At 70.6% G+C, this 15,204-nt stretch carries 10 protein-coding genes, 2 rRNA genes and 1 pseudogene (1 of these 13 only partly in view); 8 read left to right on the forward strand and 5 right to left on the reverse strand.

Features of this window, described 5'->3' with window-relative positions:
* Positions 1-1,056, forward strand: a 23S ribosomal RNA gene (locus OG714_RS30540) (it extends 2,067 nt beyond the left edge of the window).
* Positions 1,057-1,147: 91 nt separating this feature from the next.
* Positions 1,148-1,264, forward strand: a 5S ribosomal RNA gene (rrf, locus tag OG714_RS30545).
* 98 nt (positions 1,265-1,362) lie between these two features.
* Here the strand turns inward: rrf and OG714_RS30550 are convergent.
* Genes OG714_RS30550 through OG714_RS30570 form a run of 5 tightly spaced genes read right to left on the reverse strand, consistent with a single transcriptional unit; the run spans position 1,363 to position 7,015 of the window.
* Positions 1,363-2,673 carry a DUF58 domain-containing protein gene (locus OG714_RS30550; RefSeq protein WP_406125769.1) on the reverse strand — a complete coding sequence of 437 codons (1,311 nt, stop codon included), beginning with the start codon at positions 2,671-2,673 and terminating at the stop codon, positions 1,363-1,365.
* On the reverse strand, positions 2,673-3,662 hold the full coding sequence (locus OG714_RS30555) for an AAA family ATPase (RefSeq protein WP_406125770.1): 990 nt from the start codon (positions 3,660-3,662) through the stop codon (positions 2,673-2,675). The genes OG714_RS30550 and OG714_RS30555 overlap by 1 nt, the downstream gene beginning before the upstream one ends.
* Positions 3,662-4,855 carry a DUF4350 domain-containing protein gene (locus OG714_RS30560; RefSeq protein ID WP_406125772.1) on the reverse strand — a complete coding sequence of 398 codons (1,194 nt, stop codon included), beginning with the start codon at positions 4,853-4,855 and terminating at the stop codon, positions 3,662-3,664. Before OG714_RS30560 ends, OG714_RS30555 begins: the two co-directional genes overlap by 1 nt.
* A complete protein-coding gene (locus OG714_RS30565; RefSeq protein WP_406125774.1) occupies positions 4,852-5,637 on the reverse strand; it encodes a DUF4129 domain-containing protein in 786 nt (261 codons plus the stop codon). The genes OG714_RS30560 and OG714_RS30565 overlap by 4 nt, the downstream gene beginning before the upstream one ends.
* Positions 5,638-5,641: 4 nt before the next feature.
* Positions 5,642-7,015, reverse strand: a complete 1,374-nt coding sequence (locus OG714_RS30570; RefSeq protein ID WP_406125775.1) for a hypothetical protein — start codon at positions 7,013-7,015, stop codon at positions 5,642-5,644.
* A 140-nt stretch (positions 7,016-7,155) separates the two neighbouring features.
* On the opposite strand from OG714_RS30570, the gene mtnA reads away from it, so the two are divergent.
* The 6 genes and pseudogenes from mtnA (at position 7,156) to OG714_RS30600 (ending at position 15,015) form a co-directional block, all read left to right on the forward strand.
* Entirely contained in the window at positions 7,156-8,295 is a 1,140-nt protein-coding gene (mtnA, locus tag OG714_RS30575) for an S-methyl-5-thioribose-1-phosphate isomerase (protein WP_406125777.1), read from the forward strand.
* An 8-nt stretch (positions 8,296-8,303) separates the two neighbouring features.
* A complete protein-coding gene (gene mtrA, locus OG714_RS30580; RefSeq protein WP_187284748.1) occupies positions 8,304-8,993 on the forward strand; it encodes a two-component system response regulator MtrA in 690 nt (229 codons plus the stop codon).
* A 1-nt stretch (position 8,994) separates the two neighbouring features.
* Entirely contained in the window at positions 8,995-11,079 is a 2,085-nt protein-coding gene (gene mtrB, locus OG714_RS30585) for an MtrAB system histidine kinase MtrB (RefSeq protein WP_406125780.1), read from the forward strand.
* On the forward strand, positions 11,069-12,901 hold the full coding sequence (locus tag OG714_RS30590) for an LpqB family beta-propeller domain-containing protein (protein ID WP_406125782.1): 1,833 nt from the start codon (positions 11,069-11,071) through the stop codon (positions 12,899-12,901). The genes mtrB and OG714_RS30590 overlap by 11 nt, the downstream gene beginning before the upstream one ends.
* Before the next feature lie 242 nt (positions 12,902-13,143).
* A pseudogene (locus tag OG714_RS30595) lies at positions 13,144-13,464 on the forward strand (ComF family protein); the annotation flags it as partial.
* A gap of 756 nt (positions 13,465-14,220) precedes the next feature.
* Complete coding sequence (locus OG714_RS30600) at positions 14,221-15,015, forward strand: ComF family protein (RefSeq protein WP_406132016.1); 795 nt, start codon at positions 14,221-14,223, stop codon at positions 15,013-15,015.
* Positions 15,016-15,204: the final 189 nt, after the last annotated feature.

Raw genomic sequence — 15,204 nt, forward strand, 5'->3', positions numbered from 1 at the left:
AGGGGACCGGTTAGTCACTCTTCGGGGTGGCGAAGCTGAGAACTTAAGCGCCAGTAAACGGCGGTGGTAACTATAACCATCCTAAGGTAGCGAAATTCCTTGTCGGGTAAGTTCCGACCTGCACGAATGGCGTAACGACTTCTCGACTGTCTCAACCATAGGCCCGGTGAAATTGCACTACGAGTAAAGATGCTCGTTTCGCGCAGCAGGACGGAAAGACCCCGGGACCTTTACTACAGTTTGATATTGGTGTTCGGTTCGGCTTGTGTAGGATAGCTGGGAGACTGTGAACTCTGGACGCCAGTTCAGGGGGAGTCGTCGTTGAAATACCAGTCTGGTCGTGCTGGATGTCTAACCTGGGTCCGTGATCCGGATCAGGGACAGTGTCTGATGGGTAGTTTAACTGGGGCGGTTGCCTCCTAAAGAGTAACGGAGGCGCCCAAAGGTTCCCTCAGCCTGGTTGGCAATCAGGTGTTGAGTGTAAGTGCACAAGGGAGCTTGACTGTGAGACCGACGGGTCGAGCAGGGACGAAAGTCGGGACTAGTGATCCGGCGGTGGCTTGTGGAAGCGCCGTCGCTCAACGGATAAAAGGTACCCCGGGGATAACAGGCTGATCTTCCCCAAGAGTCCATATCGACGGGATGGTTTGGCACCTCGATGTCGGCTCGTCGCATCCTGGGGCTGGAGTCGGTCCCAAGGGTTGGGCTGTTCGCCCATTAAAGCGGTACGCGAGCTGGGTTTAGAACGTCGTGAGACAGTTCGGTCCCTATCCGCTGCGCGCGCAGGAACATTGAGAAGGGCTGTCCCTAGTACGAGAGGACCGGGACGGACGAACCTCTGGTGTGCCAGTTGTTCTGCCAAGGGCATGGCTGGTTGGCTACGTTCGGGAGGGATAACCGCTGAAAGCATCTAAGCGGGAAGCCTGCTTCGAGATGAGTGTTCCCACCCCCTTGAGGGGTTAAGGCTCCCAGTAGACGACTGGGTTGATAGGCCGGATCTGGAAGGCGGGTAACCGCTGGAGGTGACCGGTACTAATAGGCCGAGGGCTTGTCCTCAGTTGCTCGCGTCCACTGTGTTGGTTCTGAAACCACGAACAACCCCATTGCCATGGTCACGGTGATGGTGCGGTTGTCTGTTTCATAGTGTTTCGGTGGTCATAGCGTGAGGGAAACGCCCGGTTACATTCCGAACCCGGAAGCTAAGCCTTACAGCGCCGATGGTACTGCAGGGGGGACCCTGTGGGAGAGTAGGACGCCGCCGAACAAATATTGCGAAAACCCCTGTACCGTTTATTCGGTACAGGGGTTTTCTGCGTTTAAGGGGTCCTGCAAAGGGCTCTGCTTTTTCAAGCAGGCCCCGTATTACAGGCGTCCCGCACTCTTGAGGGCTAGATACGCGTCCGCCAGTGCCGGCGCGAGATCGTCCGGTGTCGCGTCGACGATGGTGACGCCGGCCCGGCGGAGTTTTTCCGCGGTGCGGTCGCGTTCGGTCTGGGCGCGTGCCGCAGCTGCCGCTTCGTAGACCGCCTCGGTGTTTCCACGGGCCGTGGCCATGCGGGCGATGTGTGGGTCTGCCACGGATGCCACCAGAACCGTATGGCGCTGGGTGAGTTGGGCGAGGACCGGTAGGAGGCCCTCTTCGACCGGGGCCGTGTCGAGGCTTGTCAGCAGGACGATCAGGGAGCGGCGGGGTGCCGTGCGGATCGCGGTGGCTGCCAGGCCTCGGGCGTCTGTTTCGACGAGTTCCGGTTCGAGGGTCGCCATGGCGTTGACCAGTGACGGGAGTACGTCGCGTGCCGTGCGGCCCTGGACGAGGGCGCGGACTCGGCGGTCGTAGGCGAGGAGGTCCACGCGGTCGCCGGCTCGGGATGCCAGGGCTGCCAGGAGCAGGGCTGCGTCCATGGAGGCGTCGAGGCGGGGGGCGTCGCCGACGCGGCCCGCCGAGGTACGGCCGGTGTCGAGGACGAGGAGGATGTGGCGGTCGCGTTCGGGGCGCCAGGTGCGTACCGCGACCGTGGTCTGGCGGGCGGTGGCGCGCCAGTCGATGGAGCGGGTGTCGTCGCCGGGGACGTATTCGCGCAGGCTGTCGAATTCCGTGCCCTCGCCGCGGGTCAGCACGCTGGTGCGGCCGTCGAGTTCGCGCAGGCGGGCGAGCTTCGAGGGGAGGTGCTTGCGGCTGGTGAACGGGGGCAGGACGCGGACCGCCCAGGGGGCCGCGTGGGTGCCTTGGCGGGTGAGGAGGCCGAGGGGGCCGTAGGAACGGATCGTTACTCGGTCTGCTTGGCGGTCGCCGCGGCGGGTGGGGCGTAGGCGGGTGGTGAGGCGGCGGCGTTCGCCGGGCGGGACCGTCAGGTGGTGGCGGGATGCGGCGAATTCCGTGCCGGGGAGCCAGCTGCTGGGGGGCCAGGCGTCGCGGATGCGGGCGCGGAGTGGGCGGCGGGACGGGTTGGTGATCGTCAGGGTGACGTCGGCTGATTCGCCTAGGCGTACGGAGGTGTCGCCCGAGCGGGTCAGGCTCAGACGGCGTACCGGGGCGGCCAGGGCGAAGTCGCAGGCGCAGGCCACCGCCAGGGGGGCGTTGACGGCCAGGATGCCCGTCCAGCTGGGTTCCCAGATGCCTACGGGGAGGGAGCCCAGGGCCGCGAGGAGGGCGGCGCGTCCGGTGAGGGCCATCAGCGGGGGACCGGGACGTGGGCGAGGATCGCGTTGATGACGGAGTCCGCCGTCACGCCCTCCATCTCGGCCTCGGGGCGCAGCTGCACGCGGTGGCGGAGCGTCGGGAGTGCCAGGGCCTTCACGTCGTCCGGGATGACGTAGTCGCGGCCCGTGAGCCAGGCCCACGCGCGCGAGGTGGCCAGGAGGGCTGTGGCGCCGCGCGGGGACACGCCGAGGGTGAGGGACGGCGATTCGCGGGTGGCGCGGCAGATGTCGACTACGTAGGCGGTGATTTCGGGGGAGATCGTCGTCTTGGCGACGGCCGCGCGGGCTGCTTCGAGGTCGGCCGGTCCTGCCACGGGGCGCAGGCCGGCGGCGTGCAGGTCGCGCGGATTGAAGCCCTCGGCGTGGCGGGTGAGGACGTCGATCTCGTCCTGGCGGGAGGGGAGAGGGATCGTCAGTTTGAGGAGAAAGCGGTCGAGTTGGGCCTCGGGGAGGGGGTACGTGCCCTCGTACTCGACGGGGTTCTGCGTCGCGGCGACCAGGAACGGGTCGGGGAGTGGGCGTGCGGTGCCGTCGACCGTGACCTGGCGTTCCTCCATCGCCTCCAGCAGGGACGACTGGGTCTTCGGCGGGGTGCGGTTGATCTCGTCCGCGAGGAGGAGGTTGGTGAAGACGGGACCGGGCTGGAAGCGGAACTCTGCGGAGCGGGTGTCGTAGACCAGGGAGCCGGTGACGTCGCTCGGCATCAGGTCCGGGGTGAACTGGATGCGCTTGGTGTCGAGTTCCAGCGCGGATGCGAGGGCTCGGACGAGCAACGTTTTGGCGACCCCAGGGACTCCTTCTAGGAGAACGTGTCCGCGGCAGAGGAGGGCGACGACGAGGCCGGTCACGGCGGGGTCCTGGCCGACCACGGCTTTGGCGATCTCGGCGCGCAGGGACTCGAGGGAGGCTCGGGCGGTGTCCGGATTCCCCGTGGTCCCGGCGTTGTCAGTGGTCGGGTCCATCATGAACGGCGTACCTCTCTTTCGAGGGCGTCGAGTTGGTCGGCAAGTGCGATGAGGGCCGCGTCGTCGCTGGGCGGCGGGCCGAAGAGGAGGGCGTGCAGGGTCTGTCCGTCGCCGTGGAGGTGGGCGGAGAGCGCGGGGAGCAGGGCTTCGGGCGCGTGCGCCTGGGAGACGGGGACGCCTACGAGGGGGGCCAGGCGGGTGCGGGTGGTGGAGCGCAGGGCGTTGGCCGCGCGGTCGCGGGCGTTGGCCTTGCGGTAGAGGCGGGCGCGGCCTTCGACGGTTTCGGAGGCGCGGATCGCCACGGGGAGTTTTTCGGGCACCAGGGGGCCGAGTCGGCGTGCCCGCCACAGGGCGGCTACGCCTGCTGCGATGAGCAGTTGCAGGGTGCCCCAGAGCCAGCCCGAGGGGAGCAGGTCGAAGAAGCTCTGGCTGCCGGAGTCGGTGGCCGAGGTGTCCGACAGTGAGGGGAGGTACCAGACCAGATGGGGGCGGGAGCCGAGGAGTTGGAGGGCGAGCGAGGCGTTGCCCTGCTTGTCGAGACGCTTGTTGAAGAGGGTGTCGGGCGAGCCGATGACGACGGTGTCGCCGCTCCCGGACGCGTCCGGGAGCCGGAGCAGGGTCGGTCGGCCGTCGCTGGGGTAGCACTCGTCGGCGTCGGTGGCAGTGGTCGAGTACCTGTAGTCACCGGTTTCCGCGTCGCCCGCGCGCTGGGCGGCGGGCAGGGAGCAGTCGGGGGAGAGCGCGGGGTCGTAGCTGACCCCGGCGTCCGCGGTGACCTCGGGGGCGAGCCGGGGCAGGGACGCGGGACCGGGGGCGACGAGGACCGTACGGCTGCCGGAGTTCGCGAACGCCGAGTGCAGACCGGACTGTTGACTGTTGGTCAGCAGGTCGGGGACGGCGACCAGGAGGGTGGTGTCCGGGCCGGCCGCGGCGCGGGCCTGGGCCAGGGTGGTGACCACGCGCGTGGACACGCCCCGGTCGCCGAGGAGTTCGGCGACGGCGCGGCTGCCGTAGGGGTCGGCGGAGCGCGGGTCGAGGTCGCCGTGCCGGGCGTTGGAGCGGATCGCGGCGGTCGCCACGGCGGCCGCGAGGAGGATCACGAGCGCGAGGAGGATGCCCCGCGCGCGGGTCCACACCTGGCGGGCGGTCGGCGAGGCCGAGGTGGCGGGAAGCGTGGCCTCCGCGGTCATTCGGCGGCCCCCTGGCTGGTGTGGTGGGCCGTGCTGTGGGCGCTGCTCGTGAGGACGGGCCTGGTGCGCTCCAGGTCGCGGTCGAGTTCGGCGATGCGGCGGTACGACTGCTCGCTCGCGCCGCGTCCGCCGTACGTCACGTCGTCGAAGTGCCTGGCGGCGGCGCGCAGTTCGGCCGTGTGCGAGGGCAGCGCGCGGCTTGCTTCCGCGACCGCCTCGTCGGCTGTGCGGCCGGGGCGGGCGTCGAGCAGGGCCCGTTCCTCCAGGGCGCGGACGATGGCACGCATGCGTTCCTGCACGGCGGGGTTCCAATGTCCCTGGGCGGCGTGTGCCTCGGCGGCCGAGCGGTGTTCGGCGGCGCTGCGGGGGCCGTCCTCGAACAGGGTCGCGGTGGAGACGGGTTGGCGGCGCGGGGTGCCGAGGCGCCACCACAGGGCGGCTCCGACCGCGAGGACGGCCAGGATGACGACGACCAGGCCGAGTGTGCCGCCGGGCGTCGCCTCCGATGCCCTGCCGAACAGTTTGTCGATCCAGTCCCAGATGGCATCCAGGGCCCGCTGCACCAGGCTGGGGTCGTTCTCGTGGTACATCTGCTTGGACAGTTCACGCCGGGCCGCCTCCCGCGCGGGGTCGCGCGGGATCGTCACCGGCGGCTCGTCGCCCGAGAGGGCTGATGACCGTACGACTGTGCCGTGGGCGCGCAGCAGTGCCCCCGCCGCCGATTCGACGGCGCGCGGCAGTGCCGCTGGTGCCGTTGTGAGAACTCCCCCCGCCAGGCTCACCGCATCAACTCCCCGGAGTGGGGCCGGGGGCGGCGGTGCCGTAGTCCTGGACGCCGGCGGCGCGGGCCAGGTCGAGGTCGAGGGCCTCGCGGCGGATGCGCTGGTCGATGTACAGGAGCACGGTGACGCCCGCCGTGATCGGGAACGCGATCATGCGGCCGATCACCGAGCCGAGGCCGCTGATGATGAGGAACGTCCAGCCGAGGTCGCCGGTGCCGTCCACGAGGCCGCTGAGGCCGTCGCCGCTGAACAGCCCGGCGATGAAGGCGAACGGGATGACGAGGATGGACGACAGGATGCTCGCGATGATCTGGGCGAGCAGCTGGATGCCGAAGATCCGCCACCAGGAGCCGCGCACCAGCTTCGCGGAGCGGGTCATCGACTTCACGATGCCCTGCTTCTCCAGCATCAGCGCGGGCGAGGCCAGGGAGAAGCGGATCGCCAGCCAGAGGGTGACGACACAGCCGGCGAGACCGCCGAGGACGGCGAGGGCGATGCCCGCGTCCTGCGACCCGGTGACGGCCACGACGATGCCGGGCACGGTGGGGACGCCGATCAGGACGACGGCCATGAGGATCAGCAGGCAGATCAGGCCGAACAGCTTGAGCACCTGGGGGCGGGCGTCGCGCCAGGCCTCTCCGGCGGTGACCGGCTTGCCGAGGACGGCGCGGCTGGTGACCGAGGTGAGCAGGGCGGTGGCGACGACGGTGCCGATGAGGACGACCAGGTAGACGACGCCGGTGCTGAGGAAGGCCTCGCTCATGGCGCGGGTCACTTCGGAGGCACTGGCGTTCGGGTCGTCGAGGGCCTGGGTGCTGGCGAGGTCGTTGAAGGCGAAGCCCTGGACGAGGACGACGACGGTCTGCATGACGACGGCGACGGTGAGCGAGATGCCCAGGACCGTGCGCCAGTAGGTGCGCATGGTGGAGACGGCGCCGTCGAGGATCTCGCCCACGCCGAGCGGGCGGAGCGGGATGACACCGGGCTTGGCCGCGGGCGGGGGGCCGCCCCAGCCGGCTCCCCAGCCGCCGGGAGCGCCGTAACCGCCGGGTCCGCCGTAGCCTCCCTGGCCGGCGTAGCCCCCAGGGCCTCCGGGGCCGGCCGGACCGCCGGGGTGGCCGCCGCCCCAGCCCGGGCCCGGCGGTGGGGGCGGAGGTGCCTGGCCCTGGCCGGGGGCGCCGGTGGGCGCGGACCACTGCGCGGGTGGCGGCTGCTCCTTGGACCACTGCGGGCCGGGGCCCGACGGGTCCGTGCCCGGCTGGTCCGCGGGCTGTGCGGGGCCGGTGCCGTCGGTCGGCTCGGCGGGACCGGACGCGCCGGGCTCGGGCCCGTCGGGCGGGGCGGATCCGGGCGAGGCCCAGCCCGGAGTGTCGTTCATCGTCGCTCCTTCACGGTGCCCGTCCGCGGGCGCGGCGGCAGGTTGGCAGCCATCGTGCCATGGGGTGGTCGAGCGGTGACCGGCCGCGGTATGGGCTGCACACCTTCAATTGTCCGCCGGATACGGGGCAGACTGACCGCATGGCTGATCAGTACGCGCAATCCGGCGAGGACGGCCGGCCGACCGAGATACCCGCGATCCGCTGGGACGAGCCCCCCGAAGGCCCTGTGCTGGTCCTTCTCGACCAGACGAGACTGCCGGCCGAGGAGGTCGAGTTGGTGTGCACGGACGCGTCCGCGCTGGTGGACGCGATCCGCTCACTGGCGGTGCGCGGGGCGCCGCTGCTCGGCATCGCGGGGGCGTACGGCGTCGCGCTCGCCGCCGCGCGGGGCTTCGACGTGGACGAGGCCGCGATCGCGCTGGCGGGCGCCCGGCCCACCGCGGTGAACCTCTCCGTGGGTGTGCGCAGGGCTCAGGCCGCGCACCGGGCGGCGCTCGCCGAGGGAGGCGGTGCCGAGCGGGCGGCGGGGGCCGCGTTGGCCGCGGCGCGGCTGCTGCACCGGGAGGACGCCGAGGCCAGCGCGCGGATGGCCGCGCACGGGCTGGCCCTGCTGGACGAGTTGCTGCCCGGCGGTGGGCACCGGATTCTGACCCACTGCAACACCGGGGCGCTGGTGTCGGGCGGCGAGGGCACGGCCTTCGCGGTGGCGCTCGCGGCGCACCGGGACGGGCGGCTGAGGCGGCTGTGGGTGGACGAAACGCGTCCGTTGCTGCAAGGTGCTCGCCTGACGGCGTATGAGGCGGCACGCAACGGAATGGCGTACACCTTGCTCACGGACAACGCGGCGGGCTCTCTGTTCGCGGCCGGGGAGGTGGACGCGGTACTGATCGGGGCGGACCGGATCGCCGCCGACGGTTCGGTGGCGAACAAGGTGGGGAGCTATCCGCTCGCCGTGCTCGCCCGGTACCACCATGTGCCGTTCATCGTGGTGGCGCCGGTGACGACGGTGGATATGGACACGCCGGACGGGGCGTCCATCGAGGTGGAGCAGCGCCCCGGCTTTGAAGTGACGGAGATCACGTCACCCCAAGTGACGGTGTCGGGAGCGGGAGGCGGGATTCCGGTGGCACCGCTGGGGACGCAGGCGTACAACCCGGCGTTCGACGTGACGCCTCCCGAGCTGGTGACGGCGATCGTCACCGAAGAAGGCGCTGTTTCGCCCGTGACGGCGGGGGCGCTGGCAGAGCTGTGTGACAGGTCACGACAGGTAACGATTTAGTTAATGGGATGATGTCGTTTATGAAGGGACGAGTCCTTGTCGTCGATGACGACACCGCACTGGCCGAGATGCTCGGCATTGTGTTGCGTGGTGAAGGTTTTGAGCCGTCTTTCGTAGCCGACGGCGACAAGGCGCTGGCCGCTTTCCGTGAGAGCAAGCCCGACCTGGTGCTCCTGGACCTGATGCTGCCCGGACGGGACGGTATCGAGGTGTGCCGCCTGATCAGGGCGGAGTCCGGGGTGCCGATCGTGATGCTCACGGCGAAGAGCGACACCGTCGATGTCGTGGTGGGCCTGGAGTCGGGCGCTGACGACTACATCGTGAAGCCGTTCAAGCCGAAGGAGCTGGTCGCCCGGATCCGGGCGCGGCTGCGGAGGTCGGAGGAGCCGGCGCCGGAGCAGCTCGCCATAGGCGATCTGGTCATCGACGTGGCCGGTCACTCCGTGAAGCGGGACGGGCAGTCGATCGCGCTGACGCCGCTGGAGTTCGACCTGCTGGTCGCGCTGGCCCGTAAACCGTGGCAGGTGTTCACGCGTGAGGTGCTCCTGGAGCAGGTCTGGGGCTACCGGCACGCGGCCGACACCCGGCTGGTCAACGTGCATGTCCAGCGGCTTCGCTCCAAGGTCGAGAAGGACCCGGAGCGGCCGGAGATCGTGGTGACCGTCCGCGGGGTCGGTTACAAGGCGGGACCGAGCTGACATGTCCAGGGACAGTGCCGCTTCGGCGCCCGGGGGGTCCGGGGCCCGCGCGGGGCGGCCTGTCGGCCGGAAGTCGGCGGGCTCCCGCTGGGGACGCCTGCTGGAGGGCGGGCTGCTGCAGGGCGGAGTCCAGGGCAGCCCGGTCCTCCGCCTGTTCATGCGCTGGGTGCGCCGGCCGCTGCTGCCGGTCATGCGGCTGTGGCGGCGCAACATCCAGCTCAAGGTCGTCGTCACGACCCTGCTGATGTCGCTGGGCGTCGTCCTGCTGCTGGGCTTCGTCGTCATCGGGCAGGTGCGCAACGGCCTGCTGGACGCCAAGGTGAAGGCCTCGCAGAGCCAGGCCACGGGCGGGTTCGCCGTGGCCAAGCAGCGGGCCGACGAGGCGGCCAGCGGAACCGCCGACGACGGTTCCGGGACCGGCGGCAACTCCTCCCAGAACGTCATCCAGTGGATGAGCGACCTCGTGTCGTCGCTGTCCAGCGGCGGCCAGGGCGCCTTCGACGTGGTGACACTGCCCGCGGGCAGTGAGAGCGGCGGCGGACGCAGCCCGCGCGGTTCCGGGTACGTCGACCCGTCCGCGAGCGTGCCCGAGGACCTGAGGGCGCGGGTCAACGACCGTACGACGGCTGCCCAGAGCTACACGCGCATCATCTACAGCAACGGCAAGGACTCCCAGCCGGCGCTGGTCGTCGGCAAGCAGGTCAACGACCCGAACGGTGACCCCTACCAGCTGTACTACCTCTTCCCGCTCACCCAGGAGGAGAAGTCGCTCAGCCTGGTCAAGGGGACCCTGGCCACGGCCGGGCTCTTCGTCGTCGTACTCCTGGGGGCCATCGCCTGGCTTGTCGTACGGCAGGTCGTCACGCCGGTGCGGATGGCCGCCGGGATCGCCGAGCGGCTGTCCGCCGGGCGCCTCCAGGAACGCATGAAGGTCACCGGCGAGGACGACATCGCACGGCTCGGCGAGGCCTTCAACAAGATGGCGCAGAACCTCCAGCTGAAGATCCAGCAGCTGGAGGACCTCTCGCGGATGCAGCGGCGGTTCGTGTCCGACGTGTCGCACGAGCTGCGGACGCCGCTGACGACCGTACGGATGGCGGCCGATGTCATCCACGACGCGCGCGTGGACTTCGATCCGATGACCGCGCGGTCGGCCGAACTGCTGGCCGACCAGCTGGACCGGTTCGAGACGCTGCTCGCGGACCTGCTGGAGATCAGCCGCTTCGACGCGGGCGCGGCTGCCCTGGAGGCCGAGCCGATAGACCTCAGAGAGGTCGTACGGCGGGTCCTCAGCGGCGCTGAGCCGCTCGCCGAGCGCAAGGGCACGCAGATACGGGTCATCGGCGACCAGCAGCCCGTGGTTGCCGAGGCCGACGCCCGGCGGGTGGAGCGGGTGCTGCGCAATCTCGTCGTCAACGCCGTGGAGCACGGCGACGGCAAGGACGTCATAGTCAAGCTCGCCACCGCGGGCGGGGCGGTCGCCATCGCGGTGCGCGACTACGGGGTGGGCCTCAAGCCCGGTGAGGCCACCCGGGTGTTCAGCCGCTTCTGGCGGGCCGACCCAGCACGCGCGCGTACCACCGGTGGTACGGGTCTGGGGCTGTCCATCGCCCTGGAGGACGCGCGGCTGCACGGTGGCTGGCTGCAGGCGTGGGGTGAGCCGGGCGGCGGTTCGCAGTTCCGGCTGACGCTGCCGCGGACCGCGGACGAACCGCTACGGGGGTCGCCGATACCCCTGGAGCCCAAGGACTCACGCCGTAACCGCGGACTCAGCGACGCGGGGCTGCCGAGCGGGGGCGGGGACAAGCGTGCGACGGTCCCGGTGCAGCCGATGGGCGACCAGGTGTCGCCGATACCCGCGCGGAACCCGATCGCGCCGAGGCTGAGCGGCACGACTCCGACAGCGGACCCGACGGCGCTGCCCGGCAACGGCGCGCGCGTGGTGCCCCGGCCGACCGGCGGCACCCGCCGGCAGGAGGACAGGGCGTCCGCGGATCCGGCTCGGAGCGAGGCCGCGGGCAGCACGGACCCGGCCGCCGTGCCGGAGGACTCGAACAAGCAGGGGGAGGCATCTCGTGGGCGCTGACCGCGCGGGGGGCGCCCGGCGCAGGCCGGCACGCGCGGCGGCGTACGTCGCGTGCGGCGTCGTAGTACTGGCGGGTTGTGCCTCGATGCCCGACAGCGGGGATCTCCGGGGGGTCGAGTCGACGCCGCGACAGGACACCCAGGTGCGCGTTTTCGCGATGCCGCCCCGGGAGGACGCGTCGCAGGGGGAGATCGTGCAGGGCTTCCTGGAGGCGCTGACCAGCGACGATCCGAGCTACAAGACGGCGCGCATGTACCTGTCCGCCAAGGCCGCGCGGGGCTGGCATCCGGAGCTGTCCACGACGGTGCTCGCCGACGGGCCGAGCACGGAGGCCGTCCGTCCCCCGGTCGGCCGGGAGGACACCGGCACCTTCACGTACACCCTGGCAGGCGACAGGGTCGCCACGGTGGACTCGCAGCAGGCGTACACGCCGGCGGACGGGAAGTACAGCAAGGCCGTACACCTGACGAAGGACGCGAAGAGCGGCCAGTGGCGCATCGACGATCTGCCGCAGGGCGTCGTCATGGGCGAGTCGGACTTCCAGCGCAACTACATGTCGGTCAATAAGTACTACTTCGCGTCGAACACCTCGGTAGGGGCGAGCTCGCAGCCGATCGCGGTCGCCGACCCCGTGTTCGTACGGCGGCGGGTGGACCCCGTGACGCAGATGGTGAGGTCGCTCCTGAACGGGCCCACCAGTTGGCTCGGGCCCGTGGTCAGGTCGAGCTTCCCCACCGGGACGGCGCTGCGGAAGGGGGTCACCTCGCTGACGCCCGACGACACGAACAAGCTGACGGTTCCGTTGAACCAGAAGGCCTCGCGGGTGGGGCTGGCTCGGTGCGACGAGATGGCCACGCAGATCCTCTACACGCTCCGGACCATGACGCCCACGGTGGACGAGGTCGAGCTGCAGGCCGCCAACGGCGCGCAGTTGTGCGTCTACAAGGAGAGCGACGCGGACACCCTCGCGGCACACGGTGCCGTGAACCGGCCCACGTACCTGTACTTCCTCGACGACAAGCACCGCGTGGTGCGGATGACCGCCGGCGGCTCGCACGCCGATCCGGTGCCGGGCGCGCTGGGCGAGGGCGACAAGCAGCTGCGGTCGGTGGCGGTGTCGCGCGACGAGGAGGCCGGGGCCGGGGTGAGTCTCGACGGGAAGTCGCTCTACGTCGGGTCGATGGTGTCCGGTGCCTCGCTCGGGGACCCCGTGCTGACCAGCCAGGGCGCGACGGAGGCCGACCGGCTGACGGCTCCCAGCTGGGACGCGCAGGGCGACCTCTGGGTGGCCGACCGGGACCCTAAGAAGCCGCGGCTGCTCCTGCTGCAGAAGGGCGCGGGGCAGCCGATAGCGGTGGAGATGCCGGGGCTGGACGGCCGTATCGAGTCGGTACGGGTGGCCGCCGACGGGGTGCGGATCGCGCTCGTCGTGGAGAAGAACGGCAAGCGGTCCCTGCTCGTCGGGCGGATCCAGCGGGTCGGGGCGGTGGGGGAGACCCCGGTGATCTCGGTGCTCGAACTGCGGTCCGTCACCCCGGACCTGGAGGAGATCACGGCCATGTCGTGGGCCGGGGACAGCCGACTTGTGGTGGTGGGGCGCGAGCACGAAGGCGTGCTGCAGATGCGGTACGTCCAGGTCGACGGCTCCACACCGGAGGGTCCGGCGCCCGCGGCGCTGACCGGGGTGAAGGAGATCGCCGCGTCCGAGGACGACAAGCTGCCGCTGGTGGCCTACTCGGAGGACGGGATCGTACGGCTGTCCAGCGGGGCGCAGTGGCAGAAGGTGGTCAAGACGGGGTCGGCGCCGGTCTATCCGGGGTGAGGCGTTGACGCATTGACGCGTTGACGTGTCGAGGCATTGAGGTGGCGGGCTGAAAGCGGCCGTCTCCGGTCGGGCTGAGGCTCGGTGGAGGCGGCCGTTCGTGTGTTCCGGGGTGGCTGGCGGCTGTTCCGGGTGGCTGTGCACTCGTGTGGGTGACGGCTCTTGACGGTTGTGCGGAGTTGTCCACAGGCCGTTGTCCACAGGGGTGGCCGGTCGGGCGGGGCGTTGGCACAGTGGTGGGCATGCGGGGGTGGTGGCGCGACCTTACGGATCTGGTGCTGCCGGCCGAGTGCGGAGGCTGCGGCAGGCCTCGCACGGTGCTCTGCCCGGAGTGCCGTGCGGCTCTGAACGGGGCCGTACCGAGCCGGGTACGACCGACGCCCGAGCCGACCGGGCTGCCGGCGACCTATGCGGCGGCTCCTTACGCGGACGAGGTGCGCGCGGTGCTCCTCGCTCATAAGGAACGGGGGGCGCTGGGCCTTGCGGGGGCGTTGGGTGCGGCGCTGGCGGGGGCTGTGCGGGTGGGGCTTTGGGAGTGCGGGGTGGGGAGTGGTTTGAGGGGGGCGGACGGGGGCCTGGTCCTGGTATCGGGGCTTGGGGTGCGGGGGGAGGAGAGCGACGGCGGTGACGGGGGCTTGGCGTCGGGGTTTGGGGAGCTGGGTGAGGAGTGTGGCGGGGGTGGTGAGAGTGGACGGGGTGAAGGTGTGGCAGCGGGGCTGGGGTGCGGTGGGGGAGATGCCGGGGCCGATGGTGGGCGAGTTGTGTGGTCAGGGGTTGCCGGGGCCGGAGGTGAGGCCGGAGGTGAGGCCGGAGGTGAGGCCGGAGGTGGACAGGGCGGGCGATCGGTCGGCACGGGGCTCGACCGGGTGTGGGCCCGGTCGGCGGAGGAGGGGCCTGATACCGAGCGCGGCATGACGTGGGCGGCTTCGGGGTCTGGTGACGTGGGGTCCGGGCGGTCGACGGGACTCGGTGGGGTGCGGATCGTGCGGTCGGGAGGTGTCGGGCCTGGTGGCGTCCCGGTGGGACAGCAGGCGGTCTTCGGGCTTGGTACGGGACAAGGGGGTCGGTCTCAGGCCGGGGAGGCACAGGCAGATCAGGCTCAGGCGGGCGAGTCGCAGGCACGGCTGGCTCACGCGGGGGATCTGCAGGTGAGGCAGGCTCGGGCGAGGCAGCGTCGGATGCGGCGGGTTCAGATGCGGCGAGTTCAGGTCGGGCGAGTTGAGGCAGGGCAGCAGGCGCAGGGTGGCCGGGATCAGGCGCAGGCCGCGCAGCCGTGGCCAGGTCAGGGTGGCGGCCAGGCTCAAGCAGGGCAGCGGCAGGTGCGGGTCGGGCCGATGGAGGCGGGGCAACCGTCGCAGGGTGGCCGGGATCAGGCGCGGGCAGGGCAAGGGCAGGCTGCTCAGGTCGGCCAGGCTCGGACCGCGCAGCCTCGGGCAGGCCAGGCGCGAGCTAGGCAGGCTCAAGCAGGGCAGCAGCAGGCTCAGGTCGGGCAGCACGTGCAAGGCGGGCAGCGGATGCAGGTCGGGCAGCGTATGCCCGTCCGTCGCGCCCCGTCCCGGAGTCACAGTCAGGCGCCTGTGCTGCTCGTCCCCGTGCCCTCTGCCCGGGGCGCCGTGCGGGCGCGAGGGCATGATCCGGCTCGGCGGATCGCGCTCGCGGCGGCGGGGGAGTTGCGGCGGACCGGGACGCCGGCTCGGGTGGTGGCCGTGTTGCGGCAGCGGCGGCGAGTGGCCGATCAGGCGGGGCTCAACTCGCGGGAGCGGATGGGCAATCTCGCGGGTGCGCTGGAGGTGGTCGCGGGCGGTGCCCGGTTGCTCGCGGGTGGTCCGGTGGTGCTCGTCGACGACGTGATGACGACCGGGGCCTCCTTGAGGGAGGCGGCGCGTGCCGTACGGGAGGCGATCTCGGGCGGCGGAGAAGTTGGCGCAAGTGCCGCTGTGTACATGGGTGTGTCCCGGGAAGGCAGAGGGGAACACAACGAGAGATCAATGGAGAACGGGAGGAACATGGCACTCAGTGCACCGGGAATCACGGGTGTGAACGGACCCGCTGACCTGATCTGCGCGGCGGTGATCGCTGCGTCGCCGGATTCCTTCGAAATAAACCGGAACTGACTGTGAACTTGCGTCGTTGCAGGTAATGACAGGGGCAATTCACCTGAACGGAGGTACGCCGCAGTAGAGGGTGACGACATCCGTCCGGGCGAGATATGTTCGGTTGTGAGAGAAAGGCGCAGGCCGCACCTCTCCTATCCGAATGCCGTGCTGCGGGTTTTCTGCAATCACCCGCGGCCATGGGGTGGA

The sequence above is a fragment of the Streptomyces sp. NBC_00989 genome, assembly GCF_045162655.1.
GTDB lineage: Bacteria > Actinomycetota > Actinomycetes > Streptomycetales > Streptomycetaceae > Streptomyces.

Bases quoted from the DNA above. Each gene is read 5' to 3' on its own strand.
- mtrB (WP_406125780.1), top strand. From the start codon at position 8,995: ATGTCCAGGGACAGTGCCGCTTCGGCGCCCGGGGGGTCCGGGGCCCGC.
- OG714_RS30570 (WP_406125775.1), bottom strand. From the start codon at position 7,015: ATGAACGACACTCCGGGCTGGGCCTCGCCCGGATCCGCCCCGCCCGAC.
- OG714_RS30560 (WP_406125772.1), bottom strand. From the start codon at position 4,855: ATGACCGCGGAGGCCACGCTTCCCGCCACCTCGGCCTCGCCGACCGCC.
- OG714_RS30550 (WP_406125769.1), bottom strand. From the start codon at position 2,673: ATGGCCCTCACCGGACGCGCCGCCCTCCTCGCGGCCCTGGGCTCCCTC.
- mtrA (WP_187284748.1), top strand. From the start codon at position 8,304: ATGATGTCGTTTATGAAGGGACGAGTCCTTGTCGTCGATGACGACACC.
- OG714_RS30555 (WP_406125770.1), bottom strand. From the start codon at position 3,662: ATGGACCCGACCACTGACAACGCCGGGACCACGGGGAATCCGGACACC.
- mtnA (WP_406125777.1), top strand. From the start codon at position 7,156: ATGGCTGATCAGTACGCGCAATCCGGCGAGGACGGCCGGCCGACCGAG.